Origin of the sequence: Bacillus sp. NPDC094077 (assembly GCF_050279465.1) — a bacterium.
Classification (GTDB): domain Bacteria; phylum Bacillota; class Bacilli; order Bacillales; family Bacillaceae_G; genus Bacillus_A.
The window spans coordinates 14,674-35,395 of sequence record NZ_JBNNUF010000021.1 but is presented as its reverse complement, the minus strand read 5'-3'; the positions used below and the strand labels follow the sequence as shown (position 1 = coordinate 35,395).

Below are 20,722 nucleotides of genomic sequence, written 5' to 3'. Positions count from 1 at the left end.
TGGTACTATTGTTAGGTGTAGCAATTAGGGGATTCGATACATTCGGTAAGTAATGCGTAAGGCAGCAGGTGAAATAAGAAATTGCAGAAGCAAAAATTAATAGATTGGCTAATAGATTTGGAATGTTACAGGACTAGGGACCGTCAGTTGTGGGAATTGGACGAACTAGAGCTAAAGGTCTTACTGGTTGAAACGGTAATTAAACAACTAAAGGAGATAAGAACAATGAAACTTGAAGTTACATGTTCGTGTGGGATGAATGTAGCATCTAGTTTACATGCAGTAGAACTTGAGAATGAAAGTACCGCCGAAAGAGTATTACCTATTATTGCAACAAAGGATAACGGGATCCAGGGGGATGAATGATGAAAAGCAGCATACGCACAATGAGACACATATCAAACCTACATATGATTACAAAAGAAGAAACACAGCAAACATTTGATATTACAGAGTTATTTGAAACGCAGGTAGAGTTAGATAAAAGAATTAGATATAAAGGTAATGATAAGCTAGATATGCTATTCCGTGCATTGATGGTAGAAATTGGTGAAGCCTGGAATGAAACAAGGGCTTTTAAAGTGTGGAGCACAGGATTTGGGATACCAAAAAATGGGCTATTAGAAGAATTAGTTGTTGGATTCCACTTCTTAATGAACATTGTAATTGAATTAGATCGTTATACATTAAAACGCAAGCTTGTAAAAAATTTTCGTGAGCAATATATCATGAAGAAAAACATTACAAATATAAATATGCTATTTGAATGGTACATGCAGGATATTTTAACGGCTAAAAGAGCATGGTGCCAATACAGAGATTTGAGTGTAACATTATCCCATTTACATAAAGCTTTCGGCATTTTCTTCCGTCTTTGTTACCTATACGGATATAAATATGAAGATATTGTTCTTACTTATAAAGAAATGAATAAAGAAAATTTTGTGCGTTAAGTGAGTTGGTATTAAGATACGTAAGTTTGTTATTACATATGAAATTCCACCTCTGATTGGTGAGATTGATGCAAAAGATGAATATAAAGCTTTATACATTGTTGGAAATTTATTGCCATGAACTGCAAGGGTTTGTGGTGTGAATAAGTAAATCAGGGAGAAAACGCTATTTTAGTAGGGAATTGATTATGTAAGAAAGAGCATGCAACAGTTCATGCTCTTTGAAAAATAGATTCTGTGCCTTTAGAACCACTTCTCAATATAACATATGAAACATTGCTCGGAATGTGCAAAAAAACAATCAAGGAGCAGATGGGAAATTTCACTTACCGTATTTAAAAAACAAATAAAAAATAAAGAAATTAATAGTCCACATTTAGAGGACGTTGATTATATATAGGAACGAATTTCTTCCTATATAATTCAGCGTCCTCTTTTTATTTAATAGGAGGAAGCTGGCGTATGAAAGATTTAATTGAGCAGTATACCGAAACAAGAGAGCAATTAGAAGCATCTAAGGTGGGCGCAACAGAAAATGATATAAATATTATTAACACAATGATTAACGATATTAATTTTGCTCTGGAATGGATGCTTACTGCCAAACAGCCAGGTAAAACAAGAGGAATTGAGCGTAGAGCGGGATATGAGCGTGAAAGACCATGCGACCCATTGTTAATGCAAAGATATTTCCGTAGCGTCGAAATGCCAACCTATGAATGGGATGTAGAAGCAAAAGAGAGTGTTATTTCTGAATGGGATCGTATACAACTACAAGATGCATTATCTACATTAACGGAGAATGAGAGAGAAGTTTATATTATGTCACGAGGGAATGCTTTTACTCAGGAAAAAATAGCAGGATTGATGGGAGTATCAAGAAACACAATTAAGAAGACGTTGCTGCGAGCAGATAATAAAATAGGAAAACAATTAAGTGAAAGTCTTTTCTGCATTTGCGGATGAGACTTTTTATTTATATTGACCAGTTAAAATGATTAAAAAATAGCAAAATCCGCCACCCAAATGCCCCCTATATATGAAGGTTACCGTAACCATCTTCTGTAGAGTATTGATTGAATGGAACCCATTGTTGCTCCCCTATAATCTACAGGGTATTTTTTACAAAGTGTACAGCAAGATGTTGCGAACCTTACTGTATGTTTTTTCGATTTCAAACGCAAAGAGAATAGTGGTTCTGTTGCAAAGCTTTCTAAGTGAAGTTGAAAATTCAACAAGATCCAACAGTCTATGCCACAAGGTAGATGATGTTGTCGTAGGAGGTGAATTTTTAAAAAATAAGTTTTTTTTACATTATTTCTGTTGTTTCAAGAAACAACCAAATTTTCAAAACCAAATAATTATAATATAAAGGAGTGTTTTTATGGCTTCAACTCAAGTTTTCTCAGAGGCTTTTAATTTTCTTCCACTTAACGCGTCAGTCAGTAATAGAACTAGGAGCGTTAATGCTAACATTGTTCTTGGTAAAATCAGTAGTGGCCTTCAAAGTCCTGTAACTTTTACGCTGGCTCTAAATTATAATCCTGGCAGTAATGTTTGGCAAAATCTTCATTTTCGTAACCATTGGACTGTAAATATACCGAGACTTGATCGTACGAATAATCTAATTTATTTAAGTAATGGAGCGGTTGAAAAAGTACTGCCAGCGTCTAATGGAACTATAAAATTTTTATATCACAAGGTGAATGATTGTAAAATTGAGGTCGTTGACGTTGAGGGGGAAGACGTTAAAGAGTATCGTGTAAAGCACAAAAATGGTACCGTAGAGTACTTAAATCATAGAGGCTTTATAACAAAATTAGTTTCTGCTAGTGGTCATTGTTTAAATTTTATTTATGAAGCTGCTAGTAGTACCAATCCTGCGTTGACAGAAATTAATGATGGGGCAGGGAATAAAATTACAGTAAAATATAATGGTACTGTCAATGTCGAGATTACACAGACAATACATTCTACTTCTCGTAAAACGACAGTCTATTTTAATGATGACGGTGATGTAATCAGTTCAATTTCACTTCCAAATGATACTAACAATAAGTATGAATTCGAATATACCACTATTGATAATAGTAAATATATATCTAAAATCTCTCAACCTAATGGTAATGTGCAAGAGTTTACTTATGAACCAATTAAATATTCAAATAATATTAATGTTCAGGTAGTCAAGAAGCTAACTGTAAAAGGAAAGAATAATGAACCAAGTCAAGAAATCACATATTCAAGTTCAGGTTCAAACCCAGAACGAAATTTTACAGGGTATAAAAATGCTTCTAATTATACTCCAGTGACAGGTGCAGATAACTGCATTCTGCATACCGATGATTATACGTATCAAGTTGAGGAGAAATACAGTGATATAGAATATACTAGAGTATTTAACCGTTTTCACTTGCCTGTTGCTGAGTATATTAAAAAGCCTGGTGAGAGTTATAACAGACAGGAAACCACCTATGAATACAATAAAATTATTTCTGGTGCGAACATTAATGGGCAGACTAATAACAATTTTTCATTCTGGACAAAAAAGACGATTACATATAAAAACAGTCAAAATCAAACGCGATCAGTTAATACTACCCAAAGTGTAGACGTATATGGCAATCAGCTAGAGGAAGTAAAAGTCTCAGGAGTTAAAGTAACAAATGCCTATTACCCAGCTGCAGGTGAGGGAGATAAATGCCCAGCAGATCCTCATGGTTTTGTTAACTACCTGAAATCGTCAACTATATCAGCTGGCACTGAGGAATCAAAGACGACAGAGTTTACCTATAGAAGTGTAACTGGGTTGACTTATGTTGAACCAATTAATAATAATACTGTTACCCCTAATATGGTACTTGTTAAAAATAAAAAGGAGAATGGTGTATTTACACAAAAACATATACGATATTTTGCAGCAAATGATACGCCAGTACCAAACAGATTAGATGTGGGTTCGCTAAAACACAGTGAAACAGGTACACTTCATATGGACTTCACCTATAGTCACGACGGCGATAAGTCAACAACAACTACAAAACTTAAGTCAGGCTCGCTCGAAAAACAGTCAAGCGTGACGATATTGCGTTCTACTGGTCTGGTCGTCGAAGAAAAAGATCATGCCAATGCCGTTACTAAGTATAGTTATGATGACTTAAATCGAATTACTCAAAAAAAAGTCTTTGCAGATACAACATATGAACAGGTTGAAACCTATAGTTATAGTCATTATAGCGATAGAGGTACACCATATGGATTTCAAAATGCTATTACTAAGACTATACCAAGTGGTAAACAACTTATCAGCTACGTAAATAACAAAAATCAATTAAGTTACTCACTCGAAGTTACGGGGAATAATTCAAAGTACTGCACATCTTCCATTGTCTATGATGTGAATGGCTTGGTAACATCTGAAATCGAATATGACAGGGTTACAAAGGCTGACGGTAGTACATTTGATATTACTAACACCACAAATTACACTTATGATGTAAGGAAGCTTTCTGAAATTCAATACTCAAATGGAGATCAAGAAACAATAACAAGAGATGTGGTAGCTAACACAGAGACTCGTAGGAAGAATTCGCAAGTGAGTTATACGACAAAATATAACAATTATGATGCTCCCGTAGAGATATATCATAATAAAGATAACGGAAAGCACATTTTAACAAGCTATAGTTACGATAGTTTTGGTCGAGAAATTGAAACTAAAAATGCATTGAACGGTAGGAAAACTGTATCTTATGATAAATTTGATAGAGTAGTAACTGAAATTGTTAAAGGGGCTCTAGATAGCGAACGACAAGATACAACGACTTACACATATGATAGTAGTCAAATTCAAAATATGAATTTACCAATTAAGTTAGAATGCACTACCCAGCAGGGAACGGATTCATCTTCACAAAACGTTTTAACTTCAAATAGAGTATATGACGGTTTTGGTAGATTAATTAGTCAGGATGGCCAACCTAATCGTTCGTATTCCTATAATCAATCATATTATGACAGACCGTCAAAAACTAACATTACAGGTAACACGAATAATAACTTTACATCAGAAGTGTTGAATTCGACAACGTTACAAATTGAACAAACGGTTGATAAGGATGCTGCTGGAAATGAGAGAAAATGCACCTATGAGTACTATAATAATACAGGTTTGTTGAAGAATTCTAAGGTCTACAAGGCAGATGGAACACTTAGAAGTCAATCGGACTACACCTACGATAATCGAGGTCTGCTAACAAAATCTGAAGTTACTTATGTATATCCATCAGCAAACCTTAAAGTCATCACGACTAAAACCTACTCTACCAGTGGTAAGCGATTAGCAAGTGTTAAATATGAAATTACTGATAATAACAATACGAATAATAATTCAACCGTAGAGGTAAAGTATGTATATGATACGTTAGGTCGATTAAAAAATAAGTCGTATGATCGTGGCTCGAATTATTCATTTGAGGCAGCAGGTACGTACATTCAAAATGGTATGTACACTAATGAAATAAACTTGATTGAAATGAAAGATTCTCAATTTGCAGTAGGTAGTGGAAAAAAAGTTGCAGAGCTGACATGTGGTTACAACAGTTATGGTATTCAGGATGGTTTTGTATTTTCTAGATATACTAATTCTAGAAATACTAAATCTGAATTTGATATTTTTAATAGATATGGTACAAACTTGTTAATTAGTGAAAAAAGTATTTATTGGGATGACAATACAAAGTATAAACGAGAATATACTTATTTACCCCAATATATGCAACTGAATACTGCAAAAAGGAAAAGGAATGATACACTTATTTCTACTGCAACATATGGAGATCAAGGCGTTCTGCGTCTTAGCAGTGATAATGCATTTAGCGAACGTACCTATACAAATGATCGTATTAATACTTTGAAAAAAACTACTGATACGAATCCTGTTACTTTAACCTACGATTCAAATGGAAATATCACGAAAGATGCATTTACTTCAAAAAACCGTAGTATTACTTACTCTGGAGGAAATAATGTTATAAAAGTTGTTTCTGATGGCGTAACGTATAATTATTTTTATGACGCATCAGGTCGACTTGTAAACATTTCGAATTCTTCTTCTAAGGGTGCAACGTTTTTATATGATGGTGATGAATTAATTGCCAAATATACTACAGGTAATATTCTTACTTTTTATTTTAGTTTTGGTAATATTCCATTGGGTAGTTTGAATAAAACGGGGAACGACGTAAAGTTAGAATTGTATGGAACAGATACGGATAATACAGTATTTGCTAGTAATACATTTGGACCCGTTAGTGAGGGTGCAAGTGGCCCAAGTTTCGAATCAAGAAAAAAAATTGATTATAGTGATTTTGGTGAATCCACGGAATCTATTGGAAGCATCAGTTCCGAAGCATTTCCTGTGTGGCATACACGGGGGTTTAAGGGAGAATTATATGATTATATATCCGATACTTATATGCTTGGCAATGGTAACCGAGCTTATAGCCCTAATATGAAAACTTTTTTATCCCAGGATATTTTGAGCCCATTTGGTGTAGCTGGGGTTAATAGATACCAATTTGCAAATCTTGATCCCATCAATAATAGTGATCCAAGTGGGTGGTTAAGTACCGCAGCTACAGTGGGTATTACCTTATCAGCTGTGGGAATAGCATTGTCACTTATCCCTGTTGTTAATGTAATAGCCGGTATAGCAGCTGGAACGGCGGCACTTACCTTATCAGCTGCGCTGGGTATTGCTGGAGGAGTTGCTGGAGTTACGGGTAGTGCACTTGGTATTGCATCTTATGCAACTGAATATGATAAGGAGTTATCTACGAATCTAGGATACGCTTCACTTGCTTTTGGTATTGCATCGGTAGGTTTGGAGGTTGGTTCTGCTATTCTTAGAGCGAGTGGCTCACTTGCAAGAACAGGTAACGAACTTTTACAAGAAACCGTTCACTTTACAGGGCGAGGATCAACTGGAGTCGCAACATACCTTCCAATGTCGACTGTGCAAAGGTTTGACCGTCTACAAAACACAAGTGCAATTATAGCTCATGGTGCACCATTTAATACATTATCAGGGTCGCCTGCGCGTTTTATGCGTTTAAAGTCAGGAAAACAAGTTGGTACTCAAATCTTACAGAAACTAAATGAGGTACAAGATACTGCAGATACTCTTCTCTTTTCATCTTGCTTCAGTGCTGTTGGTGGTACTCGTGCATCCCAAGCTCAAGTCGTAGCTAACATTACTGGTCGTAATGTTATAGGTTTCAATGGTAGGGTATTTCCTGGACAAGCATTAATTGGTAGAGGAAATCCAGTAACTTTTTATCCGCAAGTGGGCGCAGTTGCTGCTAGAACAAATAAATTGAATACTGCTGCATCATTGCCTGTAAGTTTATTTTTACACTTAAAAACTTTCTTGTAAGCAAATTATGCTCTGTCTCTATATAATTCTAAGAATTTACTAAATTATATGAACCTAGTAAATGTAAGAGGGTAGCCGAGTTGTTACCCTCTTACTACTATGCGGTGAGAGCAAAGAGTTAATCAATTAGCTTGCTTTGTTTTTTTGCCAGACTTTTCTCCTTGCAAAGTCTGTCCTTTTTTAATCATTCTCATCGCTTCCAGTCTAGCCAACACTCGTTTAACTGATTGAAAAGATCTCAATCTTAACATGGTACGTACTTAATTCTTGATAAATCGATAATCTTGCTCGATTATATTATTTTAATATTTTTTTCGTCTTATTAGGATGCCCGCGGGCATCCTTTTTTTTTCTTTAATTGTTCTATATTGATAGGATAAGCTGTCTTCTTGTTTTACTGAAGGTAAATCAATGGTGTTTCCTTCGGAATCAACAGCTCGGTATAAGTACACCCATTGTCCTTTCACTTTGATGAAACAAACACAAACTCGAATACTGCTGAGGAGGTGGTGAGATGAGGGATGGCTAGAAAAAGAGATTCTAGACGAGATCAAGCTAAAAAAATATGGATAGATAACGAAAAAAGCGGTAACGAAAATAAATTAGTAGATATCGCAAAACAAATTGGGGTTCCTGCTAATACAGTTCGTAAATGGAAATCCCAGGAAAAATGGGAAGAAGAGTTGAAAGGGAACGCTCCTTATTCAAAAGGGAGCGCTCCTATTAGCAAAAGGAACGCTCCTAAACAAAAAGGTGCCCAGATTGGCAATAAAAACGCTGTTGGTAACAAGGGTGGAAATGGAGCACCTATAGGTAATAAATTTGCCGCTGGTAATAAAGGTGGTGCTGCTCCGTTACGAAATGTTAATGCTGTAAAAACAGGAGAGTATCGCAGTCTATGGCAAGACGCTTTGGATGAAGAGGAAAAGAAACTACTCCAGATTGAGGAGATTGATCCTATACAGGAGCTTATCGATGCGATTCAGCTTTATACATATCGTGAGATGTTCATCATGAAACGTATAAAAGCATTACGTGAAGGATTAACTCCTGTTCAAAGAAGAATCGTAAAAGAGCGAACGCCTGTAAAAAGACAAGTCAAAGTTGAAGATTTACCAAGTGGTAAATATAAAACGATGACTGTTAATGATTTTGATATGGTGGAACAATCTATAGAAGAAACTGAAGGCGATAGAATAGCTGCGGTATTAGCACATGAAGAAGCTTTAACGCGTATTCAAGATAAAAAGCTAAAAGCAGTTGAAAAGTTAGATGCTTTAGCTAATACAGCGCCACGTAAATTAGAAATGGAAGAAAGAAAGCTTACTATTTTAGAAGAAAAGTGGGAGAAGGAAAAAGGCAGTACTGGGAATCAGCAACAGCAAACAAAAGCCTGGGCAGGAAGTTTGGAAAACATATTTGCAAAAAGAAAAGCGAAAAGGGAAGAATCCTAATCGCTTAATCACGGTCTCTATACAACGCTTCAATAGCATTTTGTTTGTCTTCTGGTCTAACGCTGCGATAACGAGTAATCATAGCAGGGCTTTCGTGGCCGGTTAGTGTTTGGATAGTTTTATCATCAATACCAGCATCAACAAGATCTGTAACAAATGTATGTCTGAATCGGTGAGGATTCACACCATATTTATTACAGACATGCTGTACTGTTCTTTTGCTAATACGTGTTTGTCTGTTACTAAGGAATAAAGCATCTGCTGTACTTTCCCTAGACTTTAAATAGTCGGTGATAGCATAACGAGCTTCTTTATGTAACGGTATGATACGTTCCTTGTTTCCTTTACCTTGCCTTACTCGGATGGTACCTTGCCTTTCGGAAAAATTAATATCATCTATATCAAGCGCTACTATTTCTGCAACTCGAATACCTGCGTATATGCAAGTTAGAAGAATGGCCTTATCGCGTTTGTTTCCGCTGCGGTCAACTTCTCTCATTATGCGGAGTACTTCTTTTCGTTCTAATGCAACAGGAGCTTCACGATATAAGTTGGGTGCTTTAACTACACGAATATCTTTAATGCAATCTGTTTTCTTAGCAAACTGAGAAAATGCTCTAATTGCAGCATAATGTCCGTTTATGGTAGATGCACTTTTCTTTTGTGAAGTTAGATCATCTAAATACTGCTGAACATCCGAACGAGAAAAATCATACAGATTAGTATCAACTGCTCCTAGCCATTTTTCGAAATGAAGTAGCTTGTAATGATAACTGCGAGTTGTTTCAGAACTTTTTCCTCTGTCTTTTTCGTGAGCGATAAATGAATCTAGTATATGCATAAAAAAACTCCTTTTAATTACACGCAATATTTTTTGGTAGATAAGTGCAGATGTACTGTCGATAAACCCGCATTGAATTGTTATGTATTATCTATATTATAGCGTGTAATATAAATTACACGCAATATCAAAAAGAAGGATATTGTTAAAATAATATCGAAATTATATGCACATCCTTTTATGGATGGTATAATTTTCTAATGCCAGGCGTATACTTAGCCCAAATACCTAAACGGATTGGGGTGAAGAGCATGGAAAAACGAGAGGGGAAGAATAATATGAAATTCTCGGACGTAATAGCGAAAAATAAAGAAAAATTCTTAAGAATCGCAGAAGAAAATACAACTCGTAATAGTGATGGTCACACAGTAATCAAAGAAAATGATCCATGTCGAGAGGATGAACATCCCCGGCGACAAATTGTAGAAAGAAGAGTGCTAGTTGAGGCGTAACAGTTTTGCCTAAAGGTGCAGTTAACGAAGTTTGGTACGCTAATTATCCTTATGAAGAGGACAAGACCCGTACATCAGAAAGACCATCTGTGATTGTATTTGAAGTTGATGATGAAGAAGTAATTGCTATTAAACTAACAAGACACGAAGTGAGAGCTTATGATGAGTTTGACGTAGAACTTATCGAATGGCAGAGTGCCGGTTTGAAATCTAAATCAACGGCAAGAGTTTCTAAATTCGAGTATTTGAAGAGATCGCAACTACTTAATAAAAAAGGAGTTCTTCATCCTACAGATGAAGAGCGAATAGCTGAATCTTTAATGCGTTATATGGAGTCGAGAGACTAGGTATAACGCATTTTCTTTTGCCTAAATAAAGGAGAGTGTCCAGTATAAGGTATGTCTAATTTCTATGATGTAGCAACAGAGGAAGAAGTACTGCAAGATATAATCACGCAACTGCTAGAAATATATGTAGATGATCCTGTGGCATTTGTAGAGGATATTCTTGAAGTTGAACCTGATCCTTGGCAAAAGGAAGTGCTCAATGATATAGCGAACCATTCACATGTAAGTGTTCGCTCTGGTCAAGGTGTAGGTAAAACTGCAATGGAGTCCTGGATCTGTATTTGGTTCCTTTGCTGTAGGCCATATCCCAAAATAATATGTACTGCTCCCACAAAACAGCAGTTATACGATGTGCTATGGGCTGAAATTGCAAAATGGCTTAATAGTTCTCAAGTTAAAGACCTGCTAAAGTGGACGAAAACCAAGATTTATATGAAAGGTTTCGAGGATCGTTGGTTTGCTACTGCAAAAACGGCTACTCGTCCTGAAAATATGCAAGGTTTCCATGAAGACTACATGCTGTTCATTGCAGATGAAGCTTCTGGTATAGCTGATGATATTATGGAAGCCATTCTCGGTACGTTATCTGGTTCAGAAAATAAGCTTTTTATGTGTGGAAACCCGACTAAAACTAGTGGGGTCTTTTTTGATTCTCATAATAAAGACAGGGCATTATATAAATCTCATAAAGTGTCTAGTGAAGATTCTCCTCGAACTAGTAAAAAGAACATTGAAATGCTCAAGAAAAAGTATGGAGAAGGTTCAGATTTATACCGCGTTCGTGTAGAGGGGGAATTCCCTAGAGGTGAAGCTGATGCATTTATTTCATTAGAAACTGCAGAGGCAGCACGTATGCGAGAAGTATATAAAGTTGAGATTATTGAGAACGAGGAAGAAAAATCTGCTGTAAAAGAAATTATTCCAGATAGTGCAGTTGTAGAGATTTCATGTGACGTTTCTCGCTTTGGTTCAGACGAGACGGTAATAGCAACTAGAAGAGGGTGGAAGGTCCTACCTCTGCAAATTCATCACCAAAGGGATACGATGTATGTTACAGGATTAATCTTAAAAGAAGCGAAGAAATACTTTTCTTGGTGCAAAAGAACAGAAAAACGAATTCCTGTTCGAATAGATGATACTGGCGTTGGTGGTGGCGTAACGGATCGATTGAAAGAAATTGTAGCAGAACATGATTATCCGATTGATGTAATACCAATCAATTTCGCATCTAAAGGTAATGCTGATTACGCTGGTATCATCAGTTTAATGTATGGGCATTTCAGAGATGAATGTTTAGAAAATGTTCAACTACCGGATGACGACGATTTAATAGCTCAATTATCTGTTCGTAAATATTCAATCACTAGTAATGGTCGTATTCAAATCGAAAGTAAAAAGGCTATGAAAGATAGGGGCTTAAAATCGCCAGATAGAGCAGAAGCGGTAGTAATGGTATTTGCTCCATTGTATGTAAGACGCCGTGATGGTTCGCGTCCAGAGAGAAAACGAAAAGAAAGAGGAAGGAGGTAAACTATGGCAAGTAAAATGAAAGCGCAGATATTTAAGGCTAGTGGTGTATCTGCTACAACACAACAAATATATGATGATCCTTTTGAGAATTCATATGAAGATGATGAGATTTTAAGGCCGCCTTACAATATAAAGGAATTAAAATTAGTAGCAGAGCATTCTACTATACTACAGCAATGCATAGAAGCCTATACAACTAATATTGTTAGTTTTGGGATGAATCCAAATTATTCTTTTGATTATAGAGCGGCCGATAAAGCAATTCAGAAGAAAGCAGATGAAGAATGGGAAAGACTTCGTTTCTTCTTAAAGTACCTAAGCTTCGAAGAAATTCCAGAAACTATCTTAGCTTGGGCGTTAGCTGATAGGGAAAAAACAGGGAACGGTTATTTAGAAGTGATTCGAAACGGTTTAGGTGAACCGTGTTCCATTGAGTATATGGATTGTGTAAACATGCGTGTAACCACATTTACCGAATTTGTAGATACAGAAGTTACTGTAATGGAAAAAAATCAGCCCATAACTGTACCAATTCCAAAGAGATTTCGGAAATACGTACAGATTCAAAATGATAAAAAGACTTTCTTTAAAGAATATGGAGATCCACGGTTCATGAATAGGCGTACTGGTAAATTTACAAGTATTCATAATGGTGTAGAAGAGGCAAACGAAGTCATACACTTAAAAAATGGTCCTGGTGCATACGGTAAACCAAGATATCTAGGTCAACTAATCTCGCTATTTGGGGCTAGAAAAGCTGAAGAACTTAATTACTACTATTTTAAAAACGGACGACATGTTCCTGCTGCAGTCATTGTAGAGAATGGTCAATTAACGAAGCAGTCTTATCAAGAAATACAGGATTACATGAGCAGTGTGCAGGGAGTCGATAATTCTCATAGGTTTATGCTACTTGAAGCAGAAGGTATTGAAACAGAAAGTTATGCGGGAGAAGAAGATGTTAAACCTGTAAAAGTACAAATAAAATCGCTGGCTGATATGCTTCAACAAGATGCTTTGTTCTTAGAGTATGATGCAAAGACTAGGGACAAGCTTCGGTCTGCCTTTCGTTTACCGCCGTTATATACTGGTGAGTCTCAGGATTATAATAAAGCGACTGCGCAAACAGCAAAGCAAGTGACAGAAGAGCAAGTATTTGGGCCACAACGAAATGTAGTTGCAGGTAAGTTAACTACACTGTTCTGTCAGTCATTAGGATTGCATTATGTATCTATTATTTTCAAAGGTCCGAGCGCTTCAGATCCTGTAGAAAAGGCAAAAGCACTGATACCATTAATAAATGCAGGTACGATTACTCCTAATGATCCTAGAGATTTAGCTGGTGAAATATTAGGGAAAGAGTTAGAACCGTTAACATTTGAAGGCGCTAACGAAAAACCTTTCCAGTTAATAATGGGTAATAATAAAATAATTGATAACCCTGCAGGTGCTGAAGTCGTCACGTTAGAAAAATCAGCAAATAAAGAGTTTATTCATTTCTTAAAAGATACACGAGATGCTATGGAAGAAATGAGAGATGTATTGAAAGAAGTGAGTAAAAAGTGAATGCACTAGATCGCGCTTTGAATTCGATTAATCTCATTATTAAAGTTGCTGAAGAAGACGAAGACATTGTGAATAATATGCCTAATGATACGCCTGGAGCAGAGAGCTTACAGGCTTTTATTGATGAATACGAAAAGAAATTAGCCAAGCTATTTCGAAACCAGATGAAGTATTATTTTGATGCCATTAACAAATATGGAGCAGATGAAGATATTGTAACTGAGGATATTCTTGCATACTTAGAAGATGAATTATTCGTAAGTGATGATTTCGAAAGCGATATGACCAGTTTATCCGAAGAAATGTTAATTGCAATTATCCTGGTACTTTGTGAAAACATTATGGAAGCTATTGATCCAGATGTCTTATTTGAGGAATTGTCAGGTGCTGCTGCTACTACTGTAAGTGCATGGGCAATTCAATTAGCAGCATTCTTATTTCTTACGACACGTAATGGAATCATAAACGCAGTTACTACCGCTATAATAGGGAATTTAACGCTATCTACATTAACTACAGCTATACAAGACCTTTGGGTATTCGGAAGAAATAGAGCGGCCAGCTTAGCACAGAATGAGGTTTTAACAGCATTATCTATATCACAACAAGAGAGTTATGCGCAGAGTCCTGCTGTTACTGGTAAGGTATGGGTTCATACTGATAGACAAGAAAGAAATCCACGTGCAAATCATCAAAAAATGGATGGTGTGGAGAAAGGTGTTCTTGAAGAATTTGAGATTATAGATTCTGATGAAACATGTATGTACCCTCGTGAAGATAAATTATCTCCTGCAGAAAAATATAATTGCAATTGCGTTATATTCCCTGTGGTAGATGGTAAGACATTAAAGTTAAGTAAGAAAGTTAAAGAAGCACTTCGAGAAGAATATCTAGCTGAAAGACGATTATCTTAGATGCTGCTTTTTTATTTTGCAGAAATAAGGAAGGGGATATCTGTATGATGAAACTCACCAGATTGGATGGATATCTATATTTGAGAGGAGGTGAATTACAAATATGACAGTACGAGAATTGAAGAATGCTGAGATTACACATGTTTCCTATGTAGATAAGGCTGCAAACAAGCAGAAATTCTTTTTAACAAAATCAGCCAACAAACAGCCTGATTTTCAAAAAGAAGTAAAGATTATTACTAAATCTGAAGATCCACAGAAGTTAGTATATGGCGTGGTATATGAACCCGGAACAACCGATTTGCACAACGATTTCATGACTGCAGAAGAGATTGAAAAAGCTGCTCACAAATTTATGAAAGATGCGCAAAACATTGATACACAACATGATTTTGTAGCTGGAGCCGGAGAAATAGTGGAAAGTTACATTGCACCTGCTGATTTTGAAATTAATGGCGTAACAATACAGAAAGGCTCTTGGGTTATTACTACAAAAGCTAGTGATGAGGTGTGGAAGAAAATAGAAAAAGGTGAAATCACTGGTTATAGTATGGCTGGAACTGCAGAAGTTGAGGAGCAAGAAGAGGTATCAAAATCAGAAAATAGTTTTGTAAAGTCCTTAGTGAAGCATCTAGGGGCTTTTTTTACTTGTGAAAATATCACTTCTATTACAAAAGGTGAGGTAAGAGATAACTATGCAAGAAACCAACAGAATCGTAATGTTTGGGCCGCTTGGGACAGCTTAGAAGATGCTTATTTCGGTGCTAAGTGGGATAACTATACAAATGAAGCTATAGATTTTGAACGATTACAAGAAGCTGTTCAAGATTTCTCGGAGATTGTTCAAGAAATACGAACGGGTGGAAGTGTAGCTATTGCAAAGGCGTTAGAGAACAAACCTAATACTTCTTTAGCAGAAGAAATTGAAAAGGCTGGTAAGAAAATAAGTGCAGCAAATCAAGCTGATATTGATGCTGCCCAAACTGCGTTACAAAATATTATAGATCGTGTAAGCGATAAGGAGGAAGACGAATTGAAACCAGAAGATATTACAAAAGCTGTTGAAGCGGCATTAAATCCATTAAACCAACGATTAGAGGCATTTGAAAAAGCTCAGCAAGAAGAAACACATGTTGAACCAGTACAAGATGAATTAACAAAATCAGTTACTGCTGCTATCAAAAAAGCAATGGATCCAGTGAATGACCGATTAACAAAAATTGAAAAAGCACGTGGCCTCAGCCAACAAGGTGATCCTGGGGTAGGACAACAACAAATTCAAAAAGAAGCACATTATTTACAGGGTCACCTGTAATAAAAAAGGAGACAAAACATATGAATAATACACAAATTTTAAAAGCTGGTACAACCACTACTAAAGATGTTACTAGTGGTTTATTAAGCCCTGAGCAGTCTAAAAAATTTCTTAAACAGACATTTGAAGCTACGGCTTTAGGTGGATTGATTCGAACTGAAACACGCAAAGCAAAAACAGGTGAAATTGATAAAATCGGAATTGATTCACGTATTATTCGTAAGAAAACAGAAAATATGGATGATGAAAAGCGTGTAAAGCCCAAATTCGCAAAGGTTGAATATGCAACTACAGCTATTCGTTTACCATGGGAAATCACAGAAGAAACTATTCGTGAAAATATTGAAGGAGAAGGATTTGAAGCGACTGTATCAAATCTTATGACGACTCAATTAGGTCGCGATATGGAAGATATCTATTTAAATGGAGATACTGCTGTTGCTGCTGACAATCCAGATCATGACTTCCTATATATTAATGACGGGTGGCTTACACAAATTGCAAAGAGTGGACATGTGGAAGATCGTGCTGCTAAAAACAATGGTGCGGTGGATATTAACTTATTCTATGACATGTTAAAACAACTGCCTGATAAATATAATGATGGTACTTTAAAATGGTTATGTTCTCCATCATTTAAACAAAAATGGGAACAACATTTATACAACATGCACATTTCTAATGGTGGTGGATTATCAGATTCTATTATGAGGGCACCTGCAGGTATTGAATTACTTCCAGTTCCTCGTATGCCTGGTGATAAGGTTATGCTAACTAATCCTAAAAACTTAATTGTAGTTAATACGTATGATGTGAAAATTCGAAAAACTATTGAGGGTAAAGATGCTATTATGCAAGACAAACGTTTCTATGTTGTACATCTGGATTTCGATAGCATTATTGAGGAAATGGATGCGGCAGTATTAGGTAAAGGTATTAAGTGATATGGGAAATAAATTAATCTTAGTGCCAGGATTATTATCGTACAGTGGATTAGTAGAAGCGTCACACAAAAATCCTATTGTATTTGTTGATTCTAAAGAAATAGCAGATGCAGTAGTTAGCACTGGTTATTTTAAATTACTAGATTCTCATGATGAAAAAGAAGTGGAGGCAGCTGATTCAACAGAAGCCTCCATTTTTAATGGGGAAAAGTATACCGAAGTAGATCTAAAGAAACTAACTAAAGCAGAGCAAGATGATGTAATTATTAAGCTTGCAAAAGGCAATGAAGTACCGCAAACAAAGAATGAGTCAGAACGCATTGTATTAATTTTGCAACTGCAAGAACAGGAGTAATATAATGCCACTTATTACACCTGGACAACTCATTGATTACACTACATTCGATGAAGTGAAAGTACGTGACCCTAAGCTGCTTCAAATGGATATTGTTGAAGCTCAAAACGAAATCTTCTCGTTAACTTTTGTTGATTTTGAGGATAAAGAAAAATTCCCTTCTGTGCCGGACGTTGTTGAAATAGCTTGTTTTAAATTTGCGCAGTACTATGCCCTGGTCAATTCCGATGAAACTACATATGAAAATGTACAGTCTGAGCGTATGGGCAACTACTCATATCAAAGTGGTGGATATATTAAGCCGGATGTAAGGTCTTTGCTTTCACAATGGATTAGCGAGAAAAAGCAAAAAGGAACCGTTAAAATGCGATTGAGGAGCATATAGGTATGAGTAGACGGGCATTTGAACGTTTATTAATACACCGCTGCTCCTTTATTAAAAAGGGCGTCATTATCGGTAAAGATTCTTACAATCGTAATATATACGGGGATCTGCCTATACATGATGTACATTGTCGGTTCGATACCGTACGGAAAAAGGTTGTAAACACGGATAAAAGTGTTGATATTGTAGAGCAGAATATATTATTCGTATTACCTTCACAAGATATAAGCGATTCCATGCAAGTTTCTAATATTAAAACACCAGATGGAATAGTAGTTATGTCTGGTGTTTTTGATATTAATGAGAAAAACCCGCAGTATAGCCGAAAAAAACTACATCATTTTGAATTTGCATTAAAGAAGGTGTAAATAAATGGCCAAAGTCTCATTTGATAGGAATAAGGTTAATTCCATGTTAAGAGAAGCACGCGTTAACGCTGTAGAAGCTGCTATGTATCCATTTGCTAATGAAGCGAAGCGACTTGTAAGAGATGAAGATCATGTTGATACATCCCGTTATATTAATTCCATAGGTTATAGGACGGACTACCCAGAAGTGAATAAAAGCGGGAAAGGACGTATTCTCCCGAGCGATGAGGATATTGTTCACGTTCTTACAGAAACTGCAGATAAAACGATCCTGGAATCTGGTACTGCTGTTCCATATAGCATATATAACGAAGGAAGATATAATATTTTAGCTAGAGCAATGGATAATGCAGAAGGAGACATGCATGAAGCAGGAATTGCAGAAGTGCATAAAGTATTTTCGAAATAGGTGATTATTCATGATTGAATATAAGAACCCTATACCCGCTATTCTACAATTACTAAGCAGGTATGGAGTGCCTTGCTATGGGAATAAATTTCCGATTGATGCAGAATATCCTTCTGTTGTAATACGTACAGCGGGAGGAAATGGATATTCAAGGTTACAGGTCATATCACGCTCTGAAAATAGTGATATAGAGGCGATGGATATTATTACAAAAACCATTAATATACTCGAAACGAAAACGGCTCAAATCGAGGGTCTACAGGTATTGTGGTGTGAAAAAAATAGTAATCCAGTAGCATATTTTGATTCAGAAGCAGGAAAAGAAGAAGCCTGGTGTTATATGACTCTGGAACATTTCGAAGCGTAAAGAGGTGAATACATGCCAAGAAAAAAAACAGAACCAGCAACTACCGAAGAAATTAAAGAAGAAGTTGAGGTTGAAACGGTAGAAGAGCAGATTGAAGAAAACGAAAATAAGACACGTAATATTGTGTGCGTAGGAGCTGCTGAAAATAGTGGCTCTTTTTGTTTGGTCTATCGTGATGGTTTGACGATACATCCTGGACGCTTATTAGAAGTTGGTAAAGAAATTAATGAAGATGAAGCAGCGGATTTACTGTCGTTGACTACTTTTAAATTTAAGGAGGTAACAAAATAATGACAGGATTATTTAAAGTTAATGCTAACAATATTATTGGCGGTGCAGGTCGCCTAATTGCTGCGCCATATGGTGTTAAATTCCCAGATTCAATATCAGAAGTTATGGATACTGCTACGTTTGATTTAATCGGCCCATGGGAAGATCTTGGAGCAACGAAAGAGGGAATTACTGTATCACGTTCATTTGAGGAAGAAGGTACAGAAGTAGACCAGGCTCAAGGTGAAGTTGAAACAACTATTACTAAATGGGAGCATACTATTGCAACGCAGCTGGCTGAAAACACAGTTAAAAATCGCCAGTTAGCTTTAATTGGTAGCAAAATCATTGAAAAAGCGCCTAAATATGGTGTGGCTGTAAGAACTACTGGTGCGCTAGCGACAGGTGCCTCTATTATTACATTTGGTGCTGCACCTGGTGCTGATTTCAAGGTTGGCGGTTATATGAAAATTGGTAATGAAACTTTCAAAGTCACTTCTATTACAGGTAATACAGTTATTATCGATGGGACAGTTAAAACATCCTATGAAACAGGAACTAATGTTTTACCGGTAAAAGAATTAGGATCAAAACGTATTGGATATGGAACAGTTACTGAAGCACCGATTCAAACAATTGCTTTAATCAGTAAAAAGAAAAACGGTACGCTTTCTATGGCTGTATTTTATAAAACAAGGGTATCAGGCGACTCTAAAGAACAAACGTGGAGCAAAGAGAAGCGTATGCTACCTCTGTCTTTAAAAGCTTTTGCTCAAGATACAGTATGTAGTGATTCGAATGTTTACTATGAAATTGAAGAAGTATTAGAAGTTTAATTTATCAGTGTGTAATCAGTAGCAAGATAATCCCTATTGATTACAACTGATTTTGTTAATTAGGAGGAATTAATTATGGAACAAATTTTAAAAACGGTTGATATTGATAATTATGTAGGGGAAATCACTTTATCCAATGGTAATGTATTAAAATTACCGAAAATCGGAATGCGAAAAATCATTGCAATCGTTAAATTTATTGGTGTTGATGGTTTTAAACTGTGGGAGCAAGTTCGAAAGATTATGACCGAAACAGACAATGATACATTTGGTAAATTCGCATTAGCTATTGATAGTTTAAAAGATGAACAGTTAGTGAAAATCCAATCTATTTTATTAGATATCAGTGAGGAAGAAGCCTTAGATTTAGACTTAAATGAAACGTTAGACATTTTTATCGAGTATGGTGAAAAAACAAATTTGGGAAAGACTTATTCTCAAATTCAGAAACTGATGAAAGTAATGTTCAAGAAGGATTTACCGGAATTCGGAGAACTTCTGGACAATTGGTTTCCGAAGAAAGAGGACAAACTAGAAGAGATGGAGCAGTTAATCAAGGAAGCTCACAATCAGGTACCAGAACAAATGGTAACACAAGTAACAACACCATTAGTTGGAACGATTTCTGCGAACGCCTTGTAAAAGAAATAGGATTTGTTGCTTCTTATTATCGATATACAGAAGAGTACGTGTTAGACCATACTCCTGATTGGATCAAAAGGAAATACAAGCAAGCTCTACAAGAGAAATACGAACAACATTGCAATAATGTATACGGACAGTTCCAAAGTTATATACTGCTTATCGACGCTATGGTGAATAAAGGAGAAGATTTTACGAAAATCCTTCCTCCAACACTAGAAGAAGTTATGAAGCAGCATATGGGTAATGAATCCGATAGTACAAGTAATAATCAAGAACAATATGATGAGACCGAATGGTGGTCGGAGCAAGAAACTGAAGAAGAGGCTTAATGCTTC

General features: G+C 36.1%; 22 protein-coding genes and 1 pseudogene. 21 read left to right on the top strand and 2 right to left on the bottom strand.

The annotated features are described in order from the left end of the window. Positions 1–225: 225 nt before the first annotated feature. From ACQKNR_RS26615 to ACQKNR_RS26600, 4 genes are all read left to right on the top strand, one after another. Positions 226–366: a hypothetical protein gene (locus ACQKNR_RS26615; protein ID WP_176398032.1), complete on the top strand. Its 141-nt coding sequence runs from the start codon at positions 226–228 to the stop codon at positions 364–366. Between the two features lie 29 nt (positions 367–395). Further along, entirely contained in the window at positions 396–953 is a 558-nt protein-coding gene (locus ACQKNR_RS26610) for a dUTP diphosphatase (protein WP_427322136.1), read from the top strand. 462 nt (positions 954–1,415) lie between these two features. Further along, the gene (locus ACQKNR_RS26605; RefSeq protein WP_427322086.1) at positions 1,416–1,919 is read left to right on the top strand and encodes a sigma-70 family RNA polymerase sigma factor; all 504 of its coding nucleotides are present in this window, start codon (positions 1,416–1,418) and stop codon (positions 1,917–1,919) included. Positions 1,920–2,337: 418 nt separating this feature from the next. Then, positions 2,338–7,389 carry an RHS repeat-associated core domain-containing protein gene (locus ACQKNR_RS26600; RefSeq protein ID WP_427322084.1) on the top strand — a complete coding sequence of 1,684 codons (5,052 nt, stop codon included), beginning with the start codon at positions 2,338–2,340 and terminating at the stop codon, positions 7,387–7,389. Between the two features lie 118 nt (positions 7,390–7,507). Here the strand turns inward: ACQKNR_RS26600 and ACQKNR_RS26595 are convergent. Continuing rightward, a pseudogene (locus ACQKNR_RS26595) lies at positions 7,508–7,871 on the bottom strand (DDE-type integrase/transposase/recombinase); the annotation flags it as partial. A 39-nt stretch (positions 7,872–7,910) separates the two neighbouring features. Between ACQKNR_RS26595 and terS the strand changes: the two are divergent. Then, positions 7,911–8,843, top strand: a complete 933-nt coding sequence (gene terS / locus ACQKNR_RS26590) for a phage terminase small subunit (protein WP_427322082.1) — start codon at positions 7,911–7,913, stop codon at positions 8,841–8,843. 4 nt (positions 8,844–8,847) lie between these two features. Here the strand turns inward: terS and ACQKNR_RS26585 are convergent, their stop codons facing one another. Next, positions 8,848–9,684, bottom strand: coding sequence for a tyrosine-type recombinase/integrase (locus tag ACQKNR_RS26585; RefSeq protein ID WP_427322080.1), 837 nt, complete (start codon positions 9,682–9,684; stop codon positions 8,848–8,850). 251 nt (positions 9,685–9,935) lie between these two features. Between ACQKNR_RS26585 and ACQKNR_RS26580 the strand changes: the two genes are divergently transcribed. The 16 genes from ACQKNR_RS26580 (at position 9,936) to ACQKNR_RS26505 (ending at position 20,716) form a co-directional block, all read left to right on the top strand. Next, the gene (locus ACQKNR_RS26580) at positions 9,936–10,136 is read left to right on the top strand and encodes a hypothetical protein (RefSeq protein ID WP_427322078.1); all 201 of its coding nucleotides are present in this window, start codon (positions 9,936–9,938) and stop codon (positions 10,134–10,136) included. A 5-nt stretch (positions 10,137–10,141) separates the two neighbouring features. Beyond that, positions 10,142–10,483 carry a type II toxin-antitoxin system PemK/MazF family toxin gene (locus tag ACQKNR_RS26575; RefSeq protein WP_427322076.1) on the top strand — a complete coding sequence of 114 codons (342 nt, stop codon included), beginning with the start codon at positions 10,142–10,144 and terminating at the stop codon, positions 10,481–10,483. A 51-nt stretch (positions 10,484–10,534) separates the two neighbouring features. Beyond that, positions 10,535–12,013 carry a DEAD/DEAH box helicase family protein gene (locus ACQKNR_RS26570; protein ID WP_427322074.1) on the top strand — a complete coding sequence of 493 codons (1,479 nt, stop codon included), beginning with the start codon at positions 10,535–10,537 and terminating at the stop codon, positions 12,011–12,013. Between the two features lie 3 nt (positions 12,014–12,016). Beyond that, the gene (locus ACQKNR_RS26565) at positions 12,017–13,579 is read left to right on the top strand and encodes a phage portal protein (RefSeq protein WP_427322072.1); all 1,563 of its coding nucleotides are present in this window, start codon (positions 12,017–12,019) and stop codon (positions 13,577–13,579) included. Next, on the top strand, positions 13,576–14,493 hold the full coding sequence (locus tag ACQKNR_RS26560; protein ID WP_427322070.1) for a phage minor head protein: 918 nt from the start codon (positions 13,576–13,578) through the stop codon (positions 14,491–14,493). Before ACQKNR_RS26565 ends, ACQKNR_RS26560 begins: the two co-directional genes overlap by 4 nt. Before the next feature lie 103 nt (positions 14,494–14,596). Next, the gene (locus tag ACQKNR_RS26555) at positions 14,597–15,808 is read left to right on the top strand and encodes an XkdF-like putative serine protease domain-containing protein (protein ID WP_427322068.1); all 1,212 of its coding nucleotides are present in this window, start codon (positions 14,597–14,599) and stop codon (positions 15,806–15,808) included. Between the two features lie 20 nt (positions 15,809–15,828). Beyond that, positions 15,829–16,752, top strand: a complete 924-nt coding sequence (locus ACQKNR_RS26550; protein ID WP_427322066.1) for a major capsid protein — start codon at positions 15,829–15,831, stop codon at positions 16,750–16,752. 22 nt (positions 16,753–16,774) lie between these two features. Beyond that, positions 16,775–17,107 carry a YqbF domain-containing protein gene (locus ACQKNR_RS26545; RefSeq protein ID WP_427322064.1) on the top strand — a complete coding sequence of 111 codons (333 nt, stop codon included), beginning with the start codon at positions 16,775–16,777 and terminating at the stop codon, positions 17,105–17,107. Positions 17,108–17,111: 4 nt separating this feature from the next. Continuing rightward, on the top strand, positions 17,112–17,492 hold the full coding sequence (gene yqbG, locus ACQKNR_RS26540; RefSeq protein ID WP_427322062.1) for a protein YqbG: 381 nt from the start codon (positions 17,112–17,114) through the stop codon (positions 17,490–17,492). A 2-nt stretch (positions 17,493–17,494) separates the two neighbouring features. Then, entirely contained in the window at positions 17,495–17,860 is a 366-nt protein-coding gene (locus tag ACQKNR_RS26535; protein ID WP_427322060.1) for a hypothetical protein, read from the top strand. A gap of 4 nt (positions 17,861–17,864) precedes the next feature. Next, positions 17,865–18,269, top strand: a complete 405-nt coding sequence (locus ACQKNR_RS26530; protein ID WP_427322058.1) for a hypothetical protein — start codon at positions 17,865–17,867, stop codon at positions 18,267–18,269. Between the two features lie 10 nt (positions 18,270–18,279). Then, positions 18,280–18,636 carry a hypothetical protein gene (locus tag ACQKNR_RS26525; RefSeq protein ID WP_427322056.1) on the top strand — a complete coding sequence of 119 codons (357 nt, stop codon included), beginning with the start codon at positions 18,280–18,282 and terminating at the stop codon, positions 18,634–18,636. 12 nt (positions 18,637–18,648) lie between these two features. Next, entirely contained in the window at positions 18,649–18,927 is a 279-nt protein-coding gene (locus tag ACQKNR_RS26520) for a hypothetical protein (RefSeq protein WP_427322054.1), read from the top strand. After that, complete coding sequence (locus tag ACQKNR_RS26515) at positions 18,927–19,742, top strand: hypothetical protein (RefSeq protein ID WP_427322053.1); 816 nt, start codon at positions 18,927–18,929, stop codon at positions 19,740–19,742. Before ACQKNR_RS26520 ends, ACQKNR_RS26515 begins: the two co-directional genes overlap by 1 nt. A gap of 75 nt (positions 19,743–19,817) precedes the next feature. Further along, positions 19,818–20,384: a hypothetical protein gene (locus ACQKNR_RS26510; protein ID WP_427322051.1), complete on the top strand. Its 567-nt coding sequence runs from the start codon at positions 19,818–19,820 to the stop codon at positions 20,382–20,384. 47 nt (positions 20,385–20,431) lie between these two features. Next, positions 20,432–20,716 carry a hypothetical protein gene (locus ACQKNR_RS26505; protein WP_427322049.1) on the top strand — a complete coding sequence of 95 codons (285 nt, stop codon included), beginning with the start codon at positions 20,432–20,434 and terminating at the stop codon, positions 20,714–20,716. Positions 20,717–20,722: the final 6 nt, after the last annotated feature.